The sequence below is a fragment of the Paracoccus sp. SJTW-4 genome (assembly GCF_047716885.1).
Lineage (GTDB): Bacteria > Pseudomonadota > Alphaproteobacteria > Rhodobacterales > Rhodobacteraceae > Paracoccus > Paracoccus solventivorans.
Window position 1 is genome coordinate 3,253,446 of sequence record NZ_CP136681.1, and the last position, 22,383, is coordinate 3,275,828.

The window sequence follows — 22,383 nt, forward strand, 5'->3', positions numbered from 1 at the left end:
GTATCTGAGGATGATCGAGGGTCCACCCATGCGCTGTCCGTTCTGTGGAAACGTCGATACGCAAGTCAAGGATTCCCGCCCCGCCGAAGACAACGTCGCCATCCGCCGCCGCCGCTTCTGCCCCGCCTGCGGCGGCCGCTTCACCACCTATGAGCGGGTGCAGTTGCGCGATCTGGTGGTGATCAAATCCACCGGCCGGCGCGAGGATTTCGACCGCGACAAGCTCGCCCGCTCGATCCGCATCGCCATGCAGAAGCGCCCGATCGAATCCGAGCGCATCGACCAGCTGATCTCTGGCATCGTGCGGCGGCTGGAAAGCATGGGCGAGGCCGACATTCCGTCGAAGGTGATCGGCGAGATCGTGATGGAGACCCTGGCCCGGATCGACACCGTGGCCTATGTCAGGTTTGCCAGCGTCTACAAGAACTTCCAGGCCGCCGACGATTTCGACCGCTTCGTGTCCGAACTGCGCCCGACGACCGAGTGAGCGCCGCCGCCCACGACCTGCGCCACATGGACCACGCGCTGCGACTGGCGCGGCGGGGCTTGGGCAATGTCTGGCCGAACCCCGCCGTGGGCTGCGTGATCGTGGCCGCGGGCCGCGTGGTCGGGCGCGGCTGGACCCAGCCCGGCGGCCGTCCCCATGCCGAGCGCATGGCGCTGGACGCGGCGGGCGCGGCCGCGCGCGGCGCCACCGCCTATGTCACGCTGGAACCCTGCGCCCATCATGGCCGCGCGCCGCCTTGCGCCGACGCGCTGCTCGCGGCGGGGGTGGCGCGGGTGGTCTCGGCCCTGACCGACCCGGATCCGCGCGTCGCCGGGCGCGGCCATGCGCGGCTGTGCGCGGCGGGGATCGAGGTGGTCGAGGGGGTTCGTTCCGCCCCGGCCACCGAGTTGCAGCGCGGTTTCCTGTCCCGGGTGACGCTGGGCCGGCCGATGGTGACGCTGAAGCTCGCCACCAGTTTCGACGGCCGCATCGCCACCGCCGCAGGCGAAAGCCGCTGGATCACCGGCGAGGCCGCGCGGCGGCATGTGCATCTGCTGCGGCTGGCCCATGACGCGGTGATGGTGGGGGCGGGCACCGCCCGCGCCGACCTGCCGGCGCTGAACGTGCGCGGCTTTGGCCCGGTGCGGCAGCCGGTGCGGGTGGTGATCGCCAATGCCCCGATCCCGGCGTTGCCGGCCGAGGGGCCGGACCACGGCCCGTTGTGGGTGCTGCCGGGTCCGGTCCATGAGGCGCTGGCCGAGCTGAGCCGACGCGGGCTGACCCGGGTGTTCTGCGAAGGCGGCGGCCAGCTGGCCGCGGCGCTGCTGGCGGCGGGGCTGGTGGACGAGTTGGTCGGCTATACCGCCGGGGTGGTGCTGGGCGGCGACGGCCGCGCCGCCGTCGCGCCGCTGGCCTTGGGCGCGCTGGCCGAGGCGCCACGATTCCGGCTGGCCGAAACCCGGGCGCTGGGCGGCGACGTGTTCCATCGCTGGGTGGCGGTGCGCTGAGAAAGCAGGGCCGGCGTCTTCGCTAAAACCGGGGTGCAGAAAGCTGATCCGTGGTTCGCTCCGCGCGGCCGGACCGGGGCGCTGCCCCGGGCCCCCGGGATATTTTCACAAGGAAGAAGGGCTATCGCCACAGCCGGCTGTGCCCGCTGAACGCGCCTTGCAGCTTGGCCAGCCAGCGCAGGGTCGGGGGTTGGGGGGCGGTGGCGGGGTCGGCCAGACGCTCGGCGGCGAGCTCGACCGGGCAGGGCAGGTTCGACAGCGGATCGCGGTAGCGCGGATAGGCGATCAGCGCGGCGTGGACCAGGGTCTCAAGGTCCGGGCGGGCGGTGCGGCGGGCGGGGACGGGGCCGAGATCGCGGGTCAGCCCCCAGCCGGCGTAGAAGGGCGCGCCCAGGGTGGTGACCGGCTTGCCGCGGATCAGCGCCTCGAAGCCGAGGGTCGAGGTGATCGTCCAGACCTCGTCGGCCGCGTCGATCAGCGCGGCGGCGGGGGCGCCGGCGGCGGTGATGTCGGCCAGTCCCGCAAGCTGCGCGTCAGGGACCGCGCCGGGGCGCAGCCCGGCCTCGACATCCGGGTGCGGCTTCCAGACGATCAGCGCCCCGGGGTTTTCCGCGCGGGTGCGGGCCAGCAGCGCCAGGTTCGTGCGCTCGGCCCCGGCGCCAAGGCGGATCGACGCGTCATCCTCGACCTGACCGGGGACCAGGATCACCCGGCGCCCGTCGCGGGGATCGCGGGCATCGTCCCGGGCAGGTTGTATTTGGTCAGCGCCGCCTGCCGCAGCCGGGCGATCAGCGCCGCGGCGCGTTCCCGGCCGCCGGGCGGCAGCGGCTGCGCGATCAGCCGTTCCAGATCGCTTTCGCGGCCGGGGTCGTAGTAGATACCGCGGGAATCGGCGACCAGCGACAGCGGCGGCACCAGCGCGGCGCCGAGGCCGCGAGAGCGCAGGAACCCGTCCTCGACCCGCAGCGCCTGCGGTGCCTTGTCCGCGCGGCCCGCCCAGACCAGCGACACCGCCGGCGAAGGGCGATCGGTGAACCGCACCCCGCGCCCCTCGCCGAAGAACCGGGCCAGGGGACGGCGTTTCCACAGCCGCATTCCCAGCGCCAGATGCCCGTCGCGGTCTTGCGCATGGGCGCGCGCCTCGGCCTCCAGCTGGCGGATCGCGCCCTCGAGGTCGGTCAGCGCGTCGCGGCAGGGGTCGTACCAGACCGGCGCCAGCAGGTGGCTGGCGGCGAACAGCGCGGGCAGGGTGGTGCGGCCCAGCCGGCGCGGGACCGGGGTCTCGTCCTCCGAAAGCCCCCAACCGGCATAGAAGGGCTGACCGAACATCCGGGGTCGATGGCCGGCCAGCATCGCCTCGTACCCCAGCTGCGAGCTGACCGCATAGACCGCCGCCGCATCCCCGACCAGCCGCCAGGGCGAGACCGGGGCATCGCACAGCACCTCGCCGGGGCGCAGGTCGGCGGCGGTCAGATGCCCGGGGCGCAGCCCGGCGGCGGTTTCGGGGTGGCTGCGCAGGACGATGCGGGCGCCGGGGTGTTCGTCGCGGGCGGCGGTGAGCATCCGCAGGAAGGTCTCGCGCCCTGCACCCATCAGCGAGGCATCGCCCCGGGTCTGGTCCACCACCAGCACATAACCGGGGGCGGCGGCAGACAGGCCGGGGCGGTGGGCGTTGTATTTCGACAGATCCGCGGCGCGCAGCCGGGCCAGCATGGCCTCGGCCTGCGCGGCCAGCGCCGCGGCCTGTGGCGAGGCTGCCAGCTCTTCGATCAGCGAGGGGGAGGAGGGGTCGAAATGCAGCCCTAGCGGGTCGACCAGCAGCCCGATGGGACCCCGCCGGCCGATGCGGCTGCGGTCCCGCCCCGGCAGGACCGAGCGCAGGAACGCATCCTCGACCGTGACGACCTTGGCGCCCCGCTGCCGGGCGATAGCGCGGCCGCGCCAGGCGGTGGGGCCGGCGCCCCAGACCGCGACCGCATCCCCCGGGCCGGGCAGTCCGGTGCACAGGCGCCAGCCCGCCAGTTCAAGGATCCGCCGCAGCCGCGGTTGCAGGAAGAAGCCGCCGTTATAGACGAAAAGCCGCCGCGACGGGCGCGGCGGCTCTGCCGGCGGCGGCCGGTGGCGGGCGATCACTCGCCGATGCTGGCCATCGAATCCGCGGTGGCGACGCTGCCGGTGATCGCGCCGAGGGTCTTTTGCCACTGCACATAGGGCGCCTCGGTTACATAGACGGTATCGCCGGCGCGGATCAGGAAGTCGCGGGCCAGGAACAGCCCGTTCGGCCGAGTCAGGTCCAGCACATAGGCCATGCGCTGGTCGCCATAGACGCTCTTGCCCAGAACCCGGGTCGCCACCGCCTGCGGCTCGTTGCGCAGCACGAACACGCCGGTCGGGTCGGCAAGGCTGGTGCTCAGGCCGCCGACCATGGCGATGGCCTCGATCGCGTTGATTTCCTCGGACCCCAGCGGAACCTTGGTCTGCCCGCCCAGCGCGCCCAGCGCGGTGAAGCTGCGCTGGTCCTCTTCCACCAGGATCACGTCGCCGGGGCGCAGCGCGATGTCGTAGCGCGGGTTGGAATACAGGTCGCGCAGCCAGATCCGGCCGCTGCTGCCGCCGCGCTTGACGGTCACCACCGCCACGTCCGGGTCGACGGTGACCCCGCCGGCGCGCGCCAGCATCGCCGACAGCGACCGCGTCGGCCGCTCGATCGGGAACACGCCCTGGCCGCCGACGCGGCCCATCACCGACACGGTGGCGCCGTCGCCCGCGACGCGGGTCACCGTCACCTGCGGGTCGGGGGTCTGGGTGGCCAGGCGCTGGGTGATCAGGTTGCGCAGCTCTTCGGGCGAGTTGCCCGCCGCCCGCACCCGCCCGGCATAGGGCACGAAGATATAGCCGGCGCTGTCGACCTGCAGTTCCGTCAGCGCGGTGTTCGACGACCCCATCGACGCCAGCAGCCCGTCGTCGACGTTTTCCCAGATCGTCAGCCCCAGCACGTCGCCCGGGCGGATCTCGTCGGCGCCGACCTGGCCCGCGCTCAGGAAATCCTGCCCGAACCCGTAGCTGGGGGTGTAGGAGGCCGCGCGCGCCACCCGGTCGTCCACGAACAGGATATGGGCGTTGCCGCCGTTCTCGATCGAGCCCCGGTAGATTTCCTTCTTGCTGGGACCCGAGCGGGGCAGGGCGCAGGCCGCCAGCAGCACCAGCGACGCCATGGCCATGAAACGCAGCGCGATCCGGGCAGAGCCGCCGCGCGGCAGGGGCGAGAGGGTGAGTTCAGTCAAGTCCGGTCTCCTGTCCCTTCCGGTGATTCTGCGTCGCCGGATCACATAAGTTCAAAACATTGTTTAACCTGCGCGGCCGGGTTCATCCACTGAAAGCCGCAGGTTCAGCGGTCGTTATCGCTCATTTGTTGTCGATTATACGCATGGCCGCCCTCGAAGGTGGCATAGGGGTCGTCGTCGGCCAGCATCATGTCCACCACCAGCCGCAGCGCATGGGCGCGCGAGCGCCGGGCGTAGAATCCGCCGGGCACCTGGCAGGTGTCCAGCAGATAGTTGCGATAGTCGCGATAGCGGGCGGTATCGGGCGGGGCGGGCTGTCGGAAGAAATCGTCCAGCGCCTGCCCCGAGACCAGCCCCGGCTTGGCATAGACCGCCCGCCCCAGCGCCTTGACCGGCAGCCCCCGCCACAGCGCCTGCTGGGCCGAGGTCGAGTTGATCGTCACCACCGCCCGCGCCTGCGACAGCAGCGCCGCCAGCTTGCCGCCGCCGATCAAATGCACCCGATCCGCCAGCCCCGCCGCCTGCGCCTGTTCGCGCACCACCCGGTGCAGCCCCGCGCGGCCGTCCTCGAGCGGGTGCGCCTTGAACACCAGATGGTGGTGGCGCGGGGCCGAGCGGGCAAAGGCCGACAGCACCTCGGCGGTGAACTCGGCCATGGTGCGGTAGGGCGAATGGGCGACGAAGCTGGAATCATGTTCCAGCTGCAGCAGCACCAGCGCATAGGGAAACCCGGCCGAGCGGATGCGTTCCACCTGCCGCCAGCTTTGCAGGGATTGCGCCGGGGCCAGCAGCAGCCGGGCGAGATTCAGCCGGAACTCGCGCCACAGCGAGATGCCGCGATGCGAGCTGAACCCGGGAAAGCGCCGGTTCGCGGTCAGCACCATGAAGTGATAGAGCGCGCCGTAGAACTTGTGCTGGCGCATGTCGCCCCAGCGCGCCGGCGGCCGGTTCACGTCGTCGCCGAACTTGCGCTGCATGGCGCGCATCCGGTCCAGCCCGATCTCCATCAGCCGGGAATTGCCGTTGGCGCCGCCGCGTTCATAGGTGATCCAGTAGGGGCGCAGATAGCCTTCCTCGAACACATGCAGCACCAGCCCGTGCCGCGCCGCCGCCTGCCTTGCCGCAGCGTGGATCGGGCGCACGTCGCCGTAAAGCACGATGTCGGTGACCCGCTTTTCCGCGATCAGCCGCTCGAGATGCGCGGGCCAGCTGTCCGGGCCGCCCTGGTGGGGGATGAAGCGGGCGCGATCGCTCCAGAAGAACTCGTCGCCGGCGTTGAAGCCGACGCGCCAGACCTCGGCGCCCGCGTCGGTCAGCAGCTGCCCCAGCCGGTCGAAGAACGGGCCATGCGGCCCCTGCAGCATCAGGAAGACCCGGCGTTCGGCGCCGGGCGGCGTGATCCGGGCCACGGCAGCCATGAGTCCTCGGGGGCGGGCGTTCATGCGGAAGGTCCGGTACAGACAAAACGACACAGGTTACCAGCGCGACAAACACGCGAACCGTGGTCCCGGTCAAGTTGCATATTCAGACAGTTTGTCGCTTCGGGGCCGAGCCGGGGCCAGAGTTGGCGGTTGCGGCGCGGATTTCGGCCGGGGCCGCTTGCCTTGCGGAGCGCGGGCGGTCATCGTGGCGCGCGATCAGTACAGGACAGGCGGGACAGGCGGATGTTTACCGGAATCATCACCGACATCGGGACGGTCACAAGGGCCGAGATGCGCGGCGACCTGCGGGCGAGAATCGCCTGTTCCTACGACATGGGCGGCGTGGATATGGGCGCCTCGATCGCCTGCGACGGGGTGTGTCTGACCGTGGTCGCCAAGGGCGAGGGCTGGTTCGACGTCGATATCTCGGCCGAGACCATGGAAAAGACCAATATCGGCCGGGACGGCTGGCCGGTCGGACGGCGGATCAACCTGGAACGCGCGCTGAAGCTGGGCGACGAGCTGGGCGGGCATATCGTGTCCGGCCACGTCGACGGGGTGGCGCGGGTGGTCGAGGCCCGCCCCGAGGGCGACAGCCTGCGCCTGACCTTCGAGGCCCCGCCCGAGCTGGCGCGTTTCATCGCGCCCAAGGGCTCGGTGGCGCTGAACGGCACCTCGCTGACCGTGAACGAGGTCGCGGGCAACCGCTTCGGCGTCAACCTGATTCCCCATACCCGCGAGGTCACCAACTGGGGCGAGGTGGCCGAGGGCGATCTCGTCAACCTGGAGATCGACACGCTGGCCCGCTATGTCGCGCGGCTGGCCGAGGCCGGGTAGGCGGCGAGGGCGCGCCACAAGCCGGGGCTCTGCCCCGGAGCCCCGGGATATTTATCAACCGCCCGAAGCGCCATGCGCAGGGCGGGAGGCATGTCCGCCACCCTTTCGCCGGGCGGCGGCTTGCGTTAAGCCATCGCCAAACATTCTGCGAGGCCGCCAAGATGCAATATGAACAGCCCGGACAGGTCGAGCGCGACTGGTCCGACGCGATCTCGAGCATTGAAGAGATCATCGAGGATGCCCGCAACGGGCGCATGTTCGTGCTGGTCGATCACGAGGACCGCGAGAACGAGGGCGATCTGGTCATCCCCGCCCAGATGGCGACGCCCGACGCGATCAATTTCATGGCCACCCACGGCCGCGGGCTGATCTGCCTGGCGCTGACCGCCGAGCGGGTGGACGCGCTGGGGCTGCCGCTGATGTCGCCCAAGAACTCCAGCCGCCACGAGACCGCCTTCACCATGTCGATCGAGGCGCGCGAGGGGGTGACCACCGGGATTTCCGCCCATGACCGCGCCCGCACGGTGTCGGTCGCCATCGACCCCTCGCGCGGGGCCGCCGACATCGCAACGCCTGGCCATGTGTTCCCGCTGCGCGCGCGCCGGGGCGGGGTGCTGGTCCGCGCCGGCCATACCGAGGCCGCGGTGGATATTTCGCGGCTGGCCGGGCTGAACCCCGCCGGGGTGATCTGCGAGATCATGAAGGACGACGGCTCGATGGCGCGGCTGCCCGATCTGGTGGCCTTCGCCCAGAAGCACGGGCTGAAGATCGGCACCATCAGCGACCTGATCGCCTATCGCCGCCGCCACGACAACCTGATCGCCGAACGCCAGCAGCGGCAGGTTGCCTCGGCCCATGGCGGCGAATGGATGATGCGGGTCTTTGCCGACGAGGCGCAGGGTGCCGAGCATATCGTGCTGAGCAAGGGCGACCTGACCACGCCCGAGCCGGTGCTGGTGCGGATGCACGCGCTGGACCCGCTGCACGACGTGCTGGGCATCGGCCGCCCCGGCGATCTGCCCGCCGCCATGCGGATGATCGCCGAGGAAGGCCGCGGCGTCGTCGTGCTGCTGCGCGACCTGTCGCCGACCCTGCCGCGGGTGGGCGAGGCCTCGCCGCACACGCTGCGCCAGTACGGGCTGGGGGCGCAGATCCTTGCCTCGTTGGGGGTGCATGAGCTGGTGTTGCTGACCAATTCGGGCCTGCCCAAGGTGATCGGGCTTGACGCCTATGGGCTTTCCATCCATTCCACCCGCCCGATTCCGCAGGATTGAACCATGGCCGCGCTGACCGAACACGCCACCCTGCCGCTGCCGGCCCTTGACGCGCCGGTGCGGCTGCTGATCGTGGTAGCACCTTATTATCGCGCCATTGCCGACGCGTTGATCGCCGGCGCCCGCGCCGTGGCCGAGGCCGCGGGCGCCAGCGTCGATCTGGTCGAGGTGCCGGGCGCGCTGGAGATCCCCACCGCCATCGGTATGGCCGGACGGCTGGCGCAATACGACGGCTTTGTCGCGCTGGGCTGCGTGATCCGGGGCGAGACCACGCATTACGAGACTGTCTGCAACGACAGCTCGCGTGGGTTGACGCTGCTGGGCCTGCAGGGGCTGTGCATCGGCAACGGCATCCTGACCGTCGAGAACATGGATCAGGCGGTGGTCCGCGCCGACCCCGCGCAGCAGGACAAGGGCGGCGGTGCCGCCGCCGCCGCGCTGCATCTGATCGCGCTGCATCGCCGCTGGGCCGGGGCCAGGCGCCCGATGGGGTTTGGCCGCGATGAGGGCCACGACGTGCTGCGGCTGGCGGGCGAGATCGACGGATCGGGCCAGGCATGAGCGAGGCGCCGAAATCGAGGCAGCCCCGCCCCGACCGCCGCGCGCGCAGCGCCGCAGCGCGGGTCTATGCCGTGCAGGCGCTGTTCCAGATGGAGGCCGCCGACCAGTCCGCCGACCGGGTGGTGCGCGAGTTCTCAAACTGGCGGATCGGCGTCGATTACGAAGAGGGCACCTCGCCCGAGGCCGACGAGGACCTGTTCAAGCGCATCGTGGATGCAACGGTGAACTGGCAGGCGCGGATCGACCAGATGACCGACCGCGCGCTGGTGGCGAAATGGCCCATCGCCCGCATCGACCCGGTGCTGCGGGCGCTGTTCCGCGCCGCCGGGGCCGAACTGGTCGGCTCGGACGTGCCGCCGCGGGTGGTGATTTCCGAATATGTGGCGGTGGCGGATGCGTTCTTCCCCGACGGGCGAGAGACGCGCTTCGTCAACGCGGTGCTGGACCACATGGCCCGCGACGCCCGCCCCGACGCATTCTGAACGAGGCTGCGTGCGGCCGCAGGTGACATGGCCGGCCGCAGTCCCTAGATTGATGGCAGAGCCTGCGGAAGGTCGCCCATGCCCGAGCCCGTGATGCCCGACCCTGTAACGCCCGCCCCCGCGCCCCAGCGGGCGCTTTCCGATGCCGCCGGCGACGAGCTGCCCGAGCCCGTGCTGCCCGAGCTGGTGCGGCTGTATCTGCGCAACATCGCCTTGGGGTTCCTGCTGGCGCTGGTGTTCACCGGGCTGCTGCTGGCGCTGGACGTGGCGCATCTGCGGCATCTGACCCTGGAAATCACCGGCGGCTGGCTGGCCATCGTGATGCTGGTGGCTTTTAACACCATCGTCTTTGCCGGGGTGCAGTTCGCCATCGCGGTGATGCGCATGGCCGAGCCGGGTGACCCGCCCCACCGCGGCAACCGCGCCCCGGTGACCGGACACGAGCCAGTCGCGGTGCCCGTCCCGGTCCGTCCGCGCGGCCAAGTCGCTCCCTGAGTCCAGCCCGGTTTTGCGGGGTCCCGGCAGAGCGCTGCGGCGGCCGGATCGGGCGCAGTTTTCCGGCATCACCTTGTGGGTTATTTGCAACATCCTGCGCCCGCCGCCGCGCGCGATTCCGTGATCGCGTGAGCGTCCGCGGCGGCCGGCGCGCAATTCCCGGATTGTTCCCATTATGGACAACTGCCCCTGTCATGGCGCTTTTCCGGAATGGCGCAGACAAAACAGTCCTTACCCCTGTCGTCGCTGCAAAGGTTCCGTAACAGCGGGTCACGGTTGCGTGACACCGGCCGTGTTTCGCGCACCGGTTAACCGGCGGGCACCAAGGGTCTAGTTCATCGTTGCATGAACAAGCGGCGCCTGTCGCCGCCACAGGACGAGAGGTTCACCATGAAAAAGCTTTCCCTTATCGCCAGCGCCTCGGCGCTTGCCATCGTGATCGGCGCCCCGGTGTTCGCGCAGACCGAATTCTCGACCGGTGCCAACATCACCGGCGTCGGCGGCGTCGAGGACCGGATCGAGGATGTCGAAGAGGCGGTGCAGGATGATTTCGAGCGGTCGCAGGATACCGCCCGCTTTGGCCCGGCCGACCGTCGCACCGGCACCTTCGGCTCGATCGCTCTGACCTATGCCGGCCGCAGCGGCAACTATGAGAACCAGGATTTCTCGCTGGCCGGGCGGCTGTCGAACAACCAGGGCCCGTTCCAGCAGTCCATCGGGCTGTTGCTGGAATACGGCGAGGACAACGACGGCGAGACCGACACCAAGCGCACCTCGGTGATCTATGACGGCAGCTATTACTTCAACGAGCAGCTCTATGCCTTCGTGCTGGGCCGGGCTGCAGTTGACGGGATTGCCGATGATGATCTGGACACCCTGACCGCCGATGAGCTTGCCGACCGTGACGGCCGTCTGAAGCGCGATGCCTTCCTGGGCTTCGGTCCGGGCTACCGGGTCATCAACAACGACACCACCGCCTGGCGCGTGCAGGCCGGCGTCGGGATCCGCTACACCCATACCGTGCGCACGATGGACGGTGGCGCCCCGATCCCGGATCCCTATGTCGAATCGGACACTTCGGTCGGCTACATCGTGTCGTCGCGCTTCTACCACAAGTTCAACGACCAGTTCTTCCTGACCAACGACACCGACTATCTGACGTCGGATGCCAATGACATCGCGTGGAACGAGCTGGGCCTGAACTTCAAGATGAGCGACGCGCTGGCGACCCGCGTGTCCTACAAGACGGAATACGTCTCGGACCGCGCGATCCGCACCGACAACACGCTGGGCGTGTCGCTGGTCTACGGCTTCTGATCTTCCCTCGTCAGAAGTCTCTCGGGAAGGGGCGGCCGCTGCGGCCGCCCCTTTCTTGCAACGAAAAAGGCCGCCCCGGGGGAGGGGCGGCCTTTTCAGGTGGCGGGAACCGCAGCGACCGTGCCGACGCAGGTTTCCCCGAAAGCCTGGATGTCCAGGTGGGAGCCGGGTAACAGGACCAGGGCCCTGACAGAGCCAGCCCCCTCGGTGAAGTTATAGGCCAGTGGAAAAAAAGGCCGTCACGAGAAGAGCAGAAACTCGCCAGCGCCTTAGGTAGTGACCGGGAAGGGGCGCCGCAAGACCTGCCGGGCGTTGCAGGATGTTTCCGCTTCGTTCATGGTGGCGCCATGGTGATTCCAACGATCCTGCCCCAGCCCGTGCCGGCGCTGCCGCGGCCGGGACAGCTGCTGGCCCGCGGCGTCTCGCGGATGTTGCTGGCGCTGGGTCATGCGCCCTTGTGCGAATTCGTGCCGGCGCCGGGACTGCGGGTCGACGTGGTGTCGGTGGCCCCGGGCGGCGAGATCTGGATCGTCGAATGCAAGAGCTGCCGCGCCGATTTCGCCGCCGACCGCAAGTGGCAGGGCTATCTGGACTGGTGCGACCGTTTCTTCTGGGCGGTGGACGGCGATTTCCCGCGCGAGGTCCTGCCCGACGGCGGCGGGCTGATCCTGGCCGATGCCCATGGCGCCGAGCTGGAGCTCATGGCGCCGCTGGCCAGGCTGGCGGCGGCGCGGCGCGCGCGGCTGCTGCGCGACGTGGCGCGGGTGGCGGCGGTGCGGCTGCTGCGGGCCAGCGATCCGGGGGCGGCGATCGACGGATAAGGGGCGCTGCCCCCGCCGTCTGCGACGGCTTCCCCGGGATGTCTGGGGCAAGATGAAAGCGCTGGGGCTCAGCGGCGCGCGGGGCCTTTGGGGCGGGGGGATTTCGGCTTCGGGGCCTGGCCGATCTCGCGCGCGGCCTCGGCGGCGGCCATCAGTTCCTCGGCGATCTCGATGGCCTCGTCCGGGTCGAAGTCGAGCGGCAGGTCGATGCCCTCGCCCTCGACATAGATGCGCACCATGCCCAGATCCGTCGGCCCGATCTGCAGATTGGCGGCGACGTCGCTTTCCTTGTTGATCCCCATGGCATCGCTCCTTCCACGGCCTGCGTCAGGCGGTCTATCCGACGGGGGCAGGGGCGGCAAGTCGGGCTTGCATCCCCCCCGGCAAGCGTCTATCTGAAGCGCCTGTGCCGCCTTAGCTCAGTTGGTTAGAGCGCCGGATTGTGGATCCGGAGGTCCCCCGTTCGAGCCGGGGAGGCGGTACCATCCCCGCACAATCCGAAGGGCCTTGTCCCCATTTCTGTCGGCCCTGCGAATCGCAGCGTGGCTCTACGCCGGATAGCGCTGCCACGAGTTCTCAGAGCATGTGATGCACGACGATGCGGGGCTCGGCGCATCCAACACCCCGCTCAGGGCTCGGCAAGTTCCTGCAACCATTCCGAAAACAGGTCCAGCGAGCGTTGCGCCTGTGCCTGTGCCGGGCGGATCAGCGCATAGGACGAGCCGCCGGTCAGCACCTGCGGGCAGGGCTGGCGCAGCGTGCCCTCGGCCAGCGCCTCGGCCGCGAAGATGTCGGGCAGCAGCGCCACCCCCATGCCGGCGCGGGCGGCGGCGATCACCATGCCGAAATGCTGGAACCGCGGGCCGCGCAGCTGGCCGAAGGGCTCGACCCCGGCGGCGGCGAGCCAGTCGCTCCACAATTCGGGGCGGGTGGATTGCTGGATCAGCGGCCAGTTCAGCAGCTCGGCCGGGGGCAGCGTTGTGTTCCCGATCAGCGCGGGCGAGGCGACGACGATCAGGTTTTCCGGGCAGATTGGCAGCACCCTGGTGCCCGGCCGCGCCATTTCCACCCGCTGCAGCGCCGCGTCAAAGGGCGAATCGTCGAAATCGACCGGAGCCAGCGCCTCGGCCAGGTCGATGCCGATGCCCGGGTGGCGGCGCGAGAACCCGGCCAGCCGCGGGATCAGCCAGCTGGTGGCAAAGGTCGGCAGCACCGCCAGTCGCAGCACGTCCTCGCCCCCGCCGAAGGCCATCACCATCCGCGCCGATGATTCGATCCGGTCGAGGATGTCGCGCGCGTCGCGCACCAGCGCGCGGCCGGCGTCCGACAGCACCAGCCGCTGGCGTTCGCGGTGAAACAGCCGCACGCCCAGCCGTTCCTCCAGCGTGCGGATCGAGCGGCTGACCGCGCCCTGGGTCAGGCTCAGCGCCTCGGCCGCGGCCGAGGCCGTGCCCAGATCGGCGCTGTAAAGCAGGGCGCGCAATTCCTGCACCGTCGGCGTGTACGAGGGGCGGTTCTGGCGGATCATCAGGAAAACTCATGAACTGGACAGGAAACATCGTTATCCTTGCCTGCGCAGCTTCGCTAGACCCGGCTCAGCATACGGAGAGGAAATCATGCCCGCACTCAAGCCCAAGGACGCGCCCGACCTGAACCGCTTCGATTGGGAGGACCCGTTCCGCCTGAACGACCAGCTGTCCGAGGACGAGCGGATGATGCGCGACAGCGCCCGCGCCTATGCGCAGGAAAAGCTGCAGCCGCGGGTGATCGCCGCCTATCGCGACGAGGCGACCGACCCCGCGATCTTCCGCGAGATGGGCGAGATGGGCCTGCTGGGCGTCACCGTCCCCGAGGAATACGGCGGGCTGGGTGCGTCCTATGTCAGCTACGGGCTGGTCGCGCGCGAGGTCGAGCGGGTCGATTCGGGCTATCGCTCGATGATGTCGGTGCAGTCGTCGCTGGTGATGTATCCGATCTATGCCTATGGCTCCGAGGAACAGCGGCAGAAATACCTGCCGAAACTGGCCTCGGGCGAGTTCATCGGCTGCTTCGGCCTGACCGAGCCGGACGCGGGCTCGGACCCCGGCGGCATGAAGACCACCGCCAAAAAGACCGCCGGCGGCTATGTGCTGAACGGCACCAAGATGTGGATCTCCAACAGCCCGATTGCGGATGTGTTCGTGGTCTGGGCCAAGTCCGAGGCGCATGGCGGCAAGATCCGCGGCTTCGTGCTGGACAAGGGCATGAAGGGCCTGTCTGCCCCCAAGATCGAGGGCAAGCTGTCCTTGCGCGCCTCGATCACCGGCGAGATCGTCATGCAGGATGTCGAGGTCGGCGAGGATGCGCTGCTGCCCAACGTCGAGGGGCTGAAGGGCCCGTTCGGCTGTCTCAACCGCGCCCGCTACGGGATCAGCTGGGGCGTGCTGGGCGCGGCCGAGTTCTGTTTCCACGCCGCGCGGCAATACGGGCTGGACCGCCACCAGTTCAAGCGGCCGCTGGCCAACACGCAGCTGTACCAGCTGAAACTGGCCAACATGATGACCGAGATCACCCTGGGGTTGCAGGCGAGCCTGCAGGTCGGGCGGCTGATGGATGCGGCGCAGGCCGCGCCCGAGATGATTTCCATCGTCAAGCGCAACAACTGCGGCAAGGCGCTGGACATCGCCCGCATCGCCCGCGACATGCACGGCGGCAACGGCATTTCCGAAGAGTTCCAGGTCATGCGCCACGCGCAGAACCTTGAAACCGTGAACACCTATGAGGGCACCCACGACGTGCACGCGCTGATCCTGGGCCGCGCCATCACCGGGCTGCAGGCTTTCGCGTGAGCGATCGTCCGGATACGGGCGCGCCGCTGAAAGGGCTGCGCGTCGTCGAGCTGGCGCGCATCCTCGCCGGCCCGTGGATCGGCCAGACCCTGGCCGATCTGGGCGCCGAGGTGATCAAGATCGAGGCCCCCGAAGGCGACGATACCCGCAGCTGGGGGCCCCCGTTCCTCGACCGGCCACGGCCGGATGACGGCACCGAACGGGTGGCGGCCTATTTCCACGCGGCCAACCGCGGCAAGACCTCGATCACCTGCGACTTCAAGGACGCGGGCGATCTGGCGCGGCTGAAAGAGCTGATCGCCACTGCCGACGTGGTGGTCGAAAACTTCAAGGTCGGCGGGCTGAAGCGCTTCGGGCTGGATTACGACAGCCTGTCGGCGCTGAACCCGCGGCTGATCTATGCCTCGGTCACCGGCTTCGGGCAGGACGGGCCGCGCGCCACCCAGCCGGGCTATGATTTCCTGATCCAGGGCATGTGCGGGATCATGGACCTGACCGGGGAACCGGATGGCGAGCCGCAGAAGGTCGGCGTGGCCTGGATCGACATCTTCACCGGGCTTTACGGGGTGATCGGCATCCAGGCGGCGCTGGCGGAACGGGAACGCTCCGGCCGCGGGCAACAGGTGGACCTGTCGCTGCTGGATGTGGGCGTGGCGGTGCTGGCCAATCAGGCGATGAACCACCTGATCGGCGGCACGGTGCCGAAACGGCTGGGCAACGCGCATCCGAATATCGTGCCCTATCAGATGTTTCCGGCCAGCGACGGGCATCTGATCATCGCCTGTGGCAACGACCGGCAATTCGCCGGGCTGTGCCGGGCGCTGGCGCTGGGGCCGCTGGCCGAGGACCCGGCCTATGCCACCAACCCGGCGCGGGTGGAAAACCGCGAGGCGCTGTGTGCGCTGATCGCCGGCGCGACATCTTCCCGCACCCGGGCCGAGGCCATCGCCGCGCTGGAATCCGAGGGCGTCCCCGCCGGCCCGATCAACAGCGTCGCCGACGCGCTGGCAGAGCCGCAGGTGATCGCCCGCGGCCTGCGCATCGCGCCCGAGGGCATCCCCGGGCTGCGCACCCCGATCCGGTTTTCGCGCAGCGAGTTGGTGCTGGACCGCGCCGCGCCGATGCTGCCCGGAAAACCCTGACCGGCCACCGATTGGCAGGGCGGCCTCCGCCGCGCCGGCCCAGGCACCCCGCATCCTCCCCTGCGGGGTGTTCTGGTTTCCGGCGTCCCCCGCCGTCGCTGCGGTCTGGCTGAACCGCGTCGGGGCGGATATGGTCGGCGCCGAAACTGCCGCGGGCGATGAAAGCAGGGTGCATGACCGAACAGGGCCGACCGATCCTTGAACTCGACCGAGTGTCGCGCCGGTTCGGCGACCGTCCTGCGCTGCGCGACGTCTCGCTAGAGATCATGCGCGGCGAGGTGGTCTGCCTGGTCGGCCCCTCGGGCTGCGGAAAATCGACGCTGCTGCGGCTGATCGCCGGGGTCGAGGTGCCCGACAGCGGCCGCATCCTGCTGGACGGGCAGGAGATCGCCGGCCCCTCGCGCTTCGTCGAGCCCGAGGATCGCCGCGTCGGCTTCATGTTCCAGGATTACGCGCTGTTCCCGCATCTGAGCGTGCGCGACAATATCCTGTTCGGGCTGCGTCATCTGCCGAAAGTGCAAGCCGCAGCACAGGCCGACAGCATCATCCGCCGCATCGGCATCACCGAGCTGGCCGGCCGCCACCCGCATGAGCTGTCGGGGGGCGAACAGCAGCGGGTGGCGCTGGCCCGGGCCTTGGCGCCGCAGCCGCTGGTGCTGCTGATGGACGAGCCGTTTTCCAACCTCGACCGGCGGCTGCGCGAGCATGTGCGGATGGAAACTCTGGCCACGCTGCACGACGCCAATGCCACCGCGGTGATCGTGACCCACGACCCCGAAGAGGCGATGTCGATCGGCGACCGGGTGGTTCTGATGCGGGCCGGGCAGGTGGTGCAGACCGGCACCGGCTACAACCTGTATGACCGCCCCGGCTCGATCTACGCCGCGCGCTTTCTGGGGCCCTGCAACCAGATCCCCGCTCGCGTCCGGGGCGGGCGCGCGGAAACCGTGCTGGGCACATTCCCCGCCCCCGGCTTTGCCGAAGGTGCGCCGGCGGTGGTCTGCATCCGCCCCAAGGCGCTGTTCCCGGTCGATATCTGCGCCGAGCGCCGCGGCGCCGACCTGCGCGGCACTCTGGTCCAGCGCAGTTTCCTGGGCGAGGTCGAGCAGCTGACCCTGCGCGTCGAGGGGCTCGAGGCGCCGCTGCGGCTGCGCACCTCGCAGCGGCTGGACACCATGCTGGGCGAGGTCGTCCGTTTCGGCATCGACGCCGAACAGGCCATCGTGCTGCCGCCGGAGGACGACGCCGCAGCCCTTGCCACCGCTGCCAGCGCCTGACGGCGGGCGCCGATGGCCGGCAAGAATACTTGATTGGAACTGTCAGCCATGGCATGGCGGATTGACGCCGGGCGCAGCCCGGCAGGGACAGTTGAAAGGACCCGCTGATGATTTCCCGCTTTTCGTTGCGCGCGGCCCTGATGGGCGGTGCCGTCGCCATCTCGGCCGCCACGACCGGCGCGGCCGTGCTGGCCGACGAGGTGAACATCTACACCACCCGCGAGCCGGGGCTGATCCAGCCGCTGCTGGACGTCTATACGGAAAAGACCGGGGTCAAGGTGAACACGGTGTTCCTCAAGGACGGGATGCCCGAGCGGGTGGCCTCCGAGGGCGAAAGCTCGCCCGCCGACCTGCTGATGACGGTGGACGCGGGCAATCTGGCGGATCTGGTCGAAAAGGGCCTGACCCAGCCGGTCGACTCCGCCGTTCTGGCCGAGGCGGTGCCCGAAAACCTGCGCGACGCCGAGGGCAACTGGTTCGCGCTGTCGATGCGCGCCCGCGTGCTTTATGCGGCCAAGGATCTGGGGCTGGACAGCTTCCAGTATGCCGATCTGGCCGACCCCCAATACAAGGGCCGGGTCTGCATCCGTTCCGGCCAGCACCCCTACAACACCGCGCTGTTCGCCGCCTATGACGTGCATCACGGCGCCGAGGCCACCGAGGAATGGCTGTCCGGGATCAAGGCCAACCTGGCCCGCAAGGCCGCCGGCGGCGACCGCGAGGTCGCCAAGGACATCCTGGGCGGCATCTGCGACATCGGCATCGCCAATTCCTATTATGTCGGGCTGATGCGGTCCGGCCGCGGCGGCGACGAGCAGAAGGCATGGGGCGAGGCGATCAAGGTGATCCTGCCCACCTTTGAAAACGGCGGCACCCACGTCAACATCAGCGGCGCGGCGGTGGCCAAGCACGCGCCGAACCGCGATCAGGCGGTGGCGCTGCTGGAATATCTGGTCTCGGACGAGGCGCAGGAGCTGTATGCGCAGGCCAACTTCGAATACCCGGTCAAGGCTGGCGTCGCCGTCGACCCGATCATCGCCGAGTTCGGCGAGCTGAAGATCGACCCGACCCCGATCATCGAGATCGTCGCCAAGCGCAAGGAAGCCAGCGAGTTGGCCGAAAAGGTCGGCATCGACAACTGAGCCGCGAAAGGGGCCGGGGGGCGGCGCGGTGGCGCTGCCCTCTGGCCGGTTGCACCACATGGTCATCTCTGCCGCTCCCGACGCGCTTGCCCGCCCGGCCGCCCCCGCCCGGGCGGCGCCCGCGGCGGTGACGCGCTCGCGCTCGGGGCGGTTGTGGGTGGCGGGGCTGGCGCTGGTGGCGGCGCTGGTGGCGGTGCCGGTGCTGGCGCTGCTGTGGCAGGCCGCGCGGGGCTCGCAGGGGCTGTGGTCGCATATGCTGGCGCATGTGCTGCCGCAGGCGGTCAGCCAGACCGCGATCCTGCTGGCCGGGGTGGGGGTGCTGGTGACGGTGATCGGCACCTCGGCCGCCTGGCTGGTCACCGCCTATGAGTTCCCGGGCCGGCGCTGGCTGGAATGGCTGCTGCTGCTGCCGCTGGCGGTGCCCACCTATATCATCGCCTATGCCTATCTGGACATCCTGCACCCGCTGGGGCCGGTGCAGACCGCGATCCGGGCGCTGCTGGGTTTCGACAGCCCGCGCGATTTCCGCCTGCCCGACATCCGTTCGATGACCGGGGGGATCCTGCTGCTGGGGCTGGTGCTCTACCCCTATGTCTACCTGACCACCCGCGCGATGTTCGTGACGCAAGCCGCCAATCTGGTCGAGGTCTCGCGCAGTTTCGGCGTCACACGGCGCGGGGTGTTCCTGCGGGTGGCGCTGCCGCTGGCGCGTCCGGCCATCGCGGTGGGGGTGTCGCTGGCGCTGATGGAGGCGCTGAACGACATCGGCGCCACCGAGTTCCTGGGCATCCGCACGCTGACCAACTCGATCTATACCACCTGGGTCACCCGCTCGGACCTGCCGGGGGCGGCGCAGATCGCGCTGGTGATGCTGGCGGTGGTGGTGGCGCTGGTGGTGCTGGAACGCTGGGCGCGGCGCAGCCAGCGCTATTGGACCAACGCGCAGCGCGCCCGCCCGCTGGCCCGCCACCGGCTAGGTCCGGTCGCCGGGCTTGCCGCGCTGGGGCTGGCGCTGGTGCCGGTGATGCTGGGCTTCGTGTTCCCGGCGCTGCATCTCTCCATCGTGGCATTCCGGCGGGTGCAGGCCTCGGGCATCTCGCCACGGCTGGCGGGCGAGGCGCTGAACACCGTGGTGCTGGCCGGGTCGGTCACGGCGCTGGTGGTGGCGGCGGGGCTGCTGGTGGCCTTCGTCACCCGCGCCTTCCAGTCGCGCACCACTGCGGCGCTGGGGCGCATCGCCGCCATCGGCTATGCGATGCCCGGCACCGTGGTGGCGATCGGCATCCTGATCCCGATCGCGGCGCTGGATCGCAGCATCGACGCGGCCGCGCGCGAATGGTTCGGGGTCTCGACCGGGCTTCTGCTGATCGGATCGGGGGCGGCACTGTCCTATGCGTATTTCGTGCGCTTCCTGACCATCGGCTCGGGCGGGGTGGAATCGGGACTGGCGCGGCTGCCGCGCTCTTACGACCACGCCGCGCGCTGCCTGGGCCGGGGCAGCTGCGGCACGCTGTGCCATGTGCATCTGCCGCTGTGCCGCGCGGCGCTGGCCTCGGCCGCGCTGCTGGTGTTCGTGGACTGCATGAAGGAACTGCCAGCCACGCTGCTGCTGCGGCCGCTGAACTTCGAGACCCTCGCCACCCATCTCTATGGTGAGGCCGCCCGCGGCACCTATGAAGAGGGCGCCATCGCCGCGCTGCTGATCGTGGCGGTGGGAACGCTGCCCGCGATGCTGCTGGCCCGGATCGGCGGCAAGGCGAACTGAGGGCGACCGCGGCCCTCTGCATCCCTCCTGACCGAAGTCATTTCAAATCCGCCCGCCGGATTGCTAGGCTTGGCCTGCGCCCTCCCATCCACTGCCCGCGCGGCACAGACAGGCATGGCCTTGACAGAGAATCACCCCGGGGTCCTGCGCGACCCCATGGCGCTGCTGACCGGCGCCACCCTGTTCGGAATGGCGCTGGCGGCGCTGGACGCATTCGTGCTGCAAGGCCCGTGGGGGCCGGCGGGGCTGGCGCTGGTCTATCTGGCCGGGGGCGTGCCGACGGGCTGGCGGGCGTTGCGCGGCCTGTGGCGTGACCGGGTACTGGACATCGACCTGCTGATGATCGTGGCGGCGCTGGCGGCGGCGGCGGTGGGCGCGGCCCTGGAAGGGGCGGTGCTGCTGACGCTGTTCGACCTGTCCCACACGCTGGAACACCGCGCCATGGGCCGCGCCCGCCGCGCGGTGCAGGCGCTGATGGCGCTGCGCCCGGCCAGCGCCCTGCGCCGCGGCCCGGACGGGGTGGTGACCGAGGTGCCGGTAGGGGTGCTGCGCCCCGGCGACGTGGTGATCCTGCGCCCCGGCGCCCAGGTCCCCGCCGACGGCGTGGTGATCGAGGGCGAGGGCTCGCTGGACGAGGCCACGATCACCGGCGAGTCGATGCCGGTCCACAAGGCGCCCGGCGGCAAGGTGTTCGAGGCGACGGTGAACCTCAACGGGGTGCTGGCGGTGCAGGTCGCCCGCTCGGTCGAGGACAGCACGGTGGCGCGGATGATCGAGCTGGTCACCCAGGCCCAGCATGCCCGCGCGCCCTCGGAACGCTTCAGCGACTGGTTCGGCCAGCGCTACACCGCGGCGGTGCTGACGGGGGCGGTGCTGGCGCTGCTGGCGTTCCTGGCGCTGGGCTGGGACCCGCACGACGCGGTAAAGCGCGCCGCCACGCTGCTGGTCGCGGCCAGCCCCTGCGCGGTGGTGATCTCGGTTCCGGCGGCGATCCTGTCGGGGCTGGCTGCGGCGGCGCGGGGCGGCGTGCTGTTCAAGGGCGGCGCCGCGCTGGAGATGCTGGCCGATGTCGAGACCTTCGCATTCGACAAGACCGGCACGCTGACCACCGGCAAAGCGATGGTGACCACGGTCGAGGCGCTGGGGGATGAGCGCGAGTTCCTGTCGCTGCTGGCCGGGCTCGAGGCGCAGTCCGAACACCCCATCGCCGATGCGATCCGCCGCCACGCCGGGGCGCAGGGCGTGGACCCGGCGCCGGTGCGCGATGTGGTTTCGATCCCCAGTGAGGGCATTGGTGGGGTTGACGCGCAAGGGGACGGGATCTGGGCCGGCAACCGGCGCATGGCGGCGCGGATGGGCGCCGACCCGGACGTGATCGAGGGGTTGCAGGACCAGGCGCAGACCGTGGTGTGGCTGGGCCGCGGCCCCCGCATCCTCGGCGCGGTCGCAGTGGCCGACCGCCCGCGCGAGACCTCGGCGGCGGGGCTGGCGGCGCTGCGCCACGAAGGGGTGGGCGCCATCGCCATGATGACCGGCGACCGCCGCCCGGTCGGGCTGCGCATCGGCGCCGAGCTGGGCTTTGCCCCCGCCGACATCCACGCCGACCTGCTGCCCGAGGACAAGGTGCGGCTGGTGGGCGAACTCGCTGCGCGCGGCCGCGTGGCTTTTGTCGGCGACGGGGTGAACGACGCGGCTGCGCTGGCCCGCGCCGATGTCGGCATCGCCATGGGCGCGGCCGGCAGCGACGTGGCGCTGCAGGCGGCGGATGTGGCGCTGCTGTCGGACGACATGGGGCGGCTGGCGGTCGCACACCGGCTGGCGCGGCGCACAAGGCGGATCATCCGGCAGAATCTGGTGTTTTCGCTGGGGATGATGGTGCTGCTGGTCGCGGGCAGCCTGTTTTTCGCGCTGCCGCTGCCGTTGGCGGTGCTGGGCCACGAGGGTGGCACCGTGCTGGTGGTGCTGAACGGGCTGCGGCTGCTGGCCGACCCGATCCGCTCGGACCGCGGCGGCGCGCGCATGGGCGGCACCCCGCAGCCCACTACGCGCCGGGCTACGGCCGGCTGAACCGCAGCGCCCCTTGCGGCGTGGCCATTCCGGCGTCGCGGTTGCGATGGATATTTGTGCCACGATGAAAGCCACCCCTGCCGCTTTCATCGTGGCACAAATATCCTCGGGGGGAATCGCCGCCAGGCGATGGGGGGCGGATGGCCCCCCTTTTGCCGCAGCAACTGCCCCGCGCG

At 70.1% G+C, this 22,383-nt stretch carries 19 protein-coding genes, 1 tRNA gene and 1 pseudogene; 16 read left to right on the forward strand and 5 right to left on the reverse strand.

Annotated elements, in window-relative coordinates:
- Window positions 1–28: 28 nt before the first annotated feature.
- Together nrdR and ribD are read left to right on the forward strand one after the other, a co-directional pair.
- Entirely contained in the window at window positions 29–487 is a 459-nt protein-coding gene (gene nrdR, locus RSP45_RS15905) for a transcriptional regulator NrdR (RefSeq protein ID WP_073064423.1), read from the forward strand.
- A gap of 26 nt (window positions 488–513) precedes the next feature.
- A complete protein-coding gene (ribD, locus tag RSP45_RS15910; RefSeq protein WP_415394094.1) occupies window positions 514–1,494 on the forward strand; it encodes a bifunctional diaminohydroxyphosphoribosylaminopyrimidine deaminase/5-amino-6-(5-phosphoribosylamino)uracil reductase RibD in 981 nt (326 codons plus the stop codon).
- A 121-nt stretch (window positions 1,495–1,615) separates the two neighbouring features.
- Here ribD and RSP45_RS15915 read toward each other — a convergent pair.
- The 3 genes and pseudogenes from RSP45_RS15915 to RSP45_RS15925 form a co-directional block, all read right to left on the reverse strand.
- Window positions 1,616–3,627, reverse strand: a pseudogene (locus tag RSP45_RS15915) (capsular polysaccharide biosynthesis protein).
- Window positions 3,624–4,715: a polysaccharide biosynthesis/export family protein gene (locus RSP45_RS15920; protein ID WP_415394095.1), complete on the reverse strand. Its 1,092-nt coding sequence runs from the start codon at window positions 4,713–4,715 to the stop codon at window positions 3,624–3,626. Before RSP45_RS15920 ends, RSP45_RS15915 begins: the two are co-directional and overlap by 4 nt.
- A gap of 167 nt (window positions 4,716–4,882) precedes the next feature.
- Window positions 4,883–6,196 (reverse strand): capsule biosynthesis protein, encoded by a 1,314-nt coding sequence (locus RSP45_RS15925; RefSeq protein ID WP_415392683.1) that lies wholly within the window; start codon window positions 6,194–6,196, stop codon window positions 4,883–4,885.
- Window positions 6,197–6,442: 246 nt separating this feature from the next.
- On the opposite strand from RSP45_RS15925, the gene RSP45_RS15930 reads away from it, so the two are divergent.
- From RSP45_RS15930 to RSP45_RS15960, 7 genes are all read left to right on the forward strand, one after another.
- Window positions 6,443–7,036, forward strand: a complete 594-nt coding sequence (locus RSP45_RS15930) for a riboflavin synthase (protein ID WP_415392684.1) — start codon at window positions 6,443–6,445, stop codon at window positions 7,034–7,036.
- A gap of 161 nt (window positions 7,037–7,197) precedes the next feature.
- Window positions 7,198–8,310 carry a 3,4-dihydroxy-2-butanone-4-phosphate synthase gene (ribB, locus tag RSP45_RS15935; RefSeq protein ID WP_073064434.1) on the forward strand — a complete coding sequence of 371 codons (1,113 nt, stop codon included), beginning with the start codon at window positions 7,198–7,200 and terminating at the stop codon, window positions 8,308–8,310.
- A gap of 3 nt (window positions 8,311–8,313) precedes the next feature.
- Complete coding sequence (locus RSP45_RS15940; RefSeq protein ID WP_415392685.1) at window positions 8,314–8,871, forward strand: 6,7-dimethyl-8-ribityllumazine synthase; 558 nt, start codon at window positions 8,314–8,316, stop codon at window positions 8,869–8,871.
- Window positions 8,868–9,353: a transcription antitermination factor NusB gene (gene nusB / locus RSP45_RS15945; protein WP_415392686.1), complete on the forward strand. Its 486-nt coding sequence runs from the start codon at window positions 8,868–8,870 to the stop codon at window positions 9,351–9,353. Before RSP45_RS15940 ends, nusB begins: the two co-directional genes overlap by 4 nt.
- 78 nt (window positions 9,354–9,431) lie before the next feature.
- Entirely contained in the window at window positions 9,432–9,848 is a 417-nt protein-coding gene (locus RSP45_RS15950; RefSeq protein ID WP_415392687.1) for a hypothetical protein, read from the forward strand.
- Window positions 9,849–10,238: 390 nt separating this feature from the next.
- A complete protein-coding gene (locus RSP45_RS15955) occupies window positions 10,239–11,165 on the forward strand; it encodes a YdiY family protein (protein WP_415392688.1) in 927 nt (308 codons plus the stop codon).
- A 347-nt stretch (window positions 11,166–11,512) separates the two neighbouring features.
- Window positions 11,513–11,986, forward strand: a complete 474-nt coding sequence (locus RSP45_RS15960) for an MmcB family DNA repair protein (RefSeq protein ID WP_415392689.1) — start codon at window positions 11,513–11,515, stop codon at window positions 11,984–11,986.
- Between the two features lie 68 nt (window positions 11,987–12,054).
- Here the strand turns inward: RSP45_RS15960 and RSP45_RS15965 are convergent, their stop codons facing one another.
- The gene (locus RSP45_RS15965) at window positions 12,055–12,288 is read right to left on the reverse strand and encodes a DUF6324 family protein (protein ID WP_415392690.1); all 234 of its coding nucleotides are present in this window, start codon (window positions 12,286–12,288) and stop codon (window positions 12,055–12,057) included.
- A 106-nt stretch (window positions 12,289–12,394) separates the two neighbouring features.
- Here RSP45_RS15965 and RSP45_RS15970 point away from each other — a divergent pair.
- Window positions 12,395–12,471: transfer RNA gene (locus tag RSP45_RS15970), tRNA-His, on the forward strand.
- A gap of 143 nt (window positions 12,472–12,614) precedes the next feature.
- Here the strand turns inward: RSP45_RS15970 and RSP45_RS15975 are convergent.
- Entirely contained in the window at window positions 12,615–13,514 is a 900-nt protein-coding gene (locus RSP45_RS15975; protein ID WP_415392691.1) for a LysR family transcriptional regulator, read from the reverse strand.
- Window positions 13,515–13,602: 88 nt separating this feature from the next.
- Between RSP45_RS15975 and RSP45_RS15980 the strand changes: the two genes are divergently transcribed.
- From RSP45_RS15980 to RSP45_RS16005, 6 genes are all read left to right on the forward strand, one after another.
- Window positions 13,603–14,814, forward strand: coding sequence for an acyl-CoA dehydrogenase (locus tag RSP45_RS15980; RefSeq protein WP_073064446.1), 1,212 nt, complete (start codon window positions 13,603–13,605; stop codon window positions 14,812–14,814).
- Window positions 14,811–15,956, forward strand: coding sequence for a CaiB/BaiF CoA transferase family protein (locus RSP45_RS15985; protein WP_415392692.1), 1,146 nt, complete (start codon window positions 14,811–14,813; stop codon window positions 15,954–15,956). Before RSP45_RS15980 ends, RSP45_RS15985 begins: the two co-directional genes overlap by 4 nt.
- Window positions 15,957–16,129: 173 nt before the next feature.
- Window positions 16,130–17,233 carry an ABC transporter ATP-binding protein gene (locus tag RSP45_RS15990; protein ID WP_415392693.1) on the forward strand — a complete coding sequence of 368 codons (1,104 nt, stop codon included), beginning with the start codon at window positions 16,130–16,132 and terminating at the stop codon, window positions 17,231–17,233.
- Window positions 17,234–17,340: 107 nt separating this feature from the next.
- Complete coding sequence (locus tag RSP45_RS15995) at window positions 17,341–18,375, forward strand: Fe(3+) ABC transporter substrate-binding protein (RefSeq protein WP_415392694.1); 1,035 nt, start codon at window positions 17,341–17,343, stop codon at window positions 18,373–18,375.
- Window positions 18,376–18,433: 58 nt separating this feature from the next.
- Window positions 18,434–20,140, forward strand: coding sequence for an ABC transporter permease (locus RSP45_RS16000; protein ID WP_415392695.1), 1,707 nt, complete (start codon window positions 18,434–18,436; stop codon window positions 20,138–20,140).
- A 156-nt stretch (window positions 20,141–20,296) separates the two neighbouring features.
- Complete coding sequence (locus RSP45_RS16005) at window positions 20,297–22,207, forward strand: heavy metal translocating P-type ATPase (protein ID WP_415392696.1); 1,911 nt, start codon at window positions 20,297–20,299, stop codon at window positions 22,205–22,207.
- Window positions 22,208–22,383: the final 176 nt, after the last annotated feature.